General features: G+C 48.1%; 1 protein-coding gene. It reads left to right on the top strand.

The annotated features are described in order from the left end of the window. Positions 1–147: JAB domain-containing protein (locus tag ACTHSP_RS24070; RefSeq protein ID WP_440347233.1), on the top strand; the 147-nt coding region annotated here is incomplete at its 5' end. Positions 148–239 lie beyond the last annotated feature (92 nt).

Below are 239 nucleotides of genomic sequence, written 5' to 3'. Positions count from 1 at the left end.
GGCGGTTCGGCAAGGACGTCTGAATCTGATGTACAGTTTACAGAGCGTTTGAAACCGGCTTTAAGTTTGGTAGATATTACGCTGTTGGACCTTTTTATCGTGACGGCAAAAGAAACCTGCTCTTTGCGCGATCAGGGCTATATGTAAGGTTGACTGTTCAGACGGCCTCAGTAGGATTGGTTACCTTACTGTGGCCGTCTGACGGAGTATTGCGTTACTTCGTTGGAGGTGTCTTGCGT

The sequence above is a fragment of the Neisseria sp. P0001.S005 genome (assembly GCF_051963715.1).
This window is presented reverse-complemented; position numbering and strand designations above follow the sequence as displayed.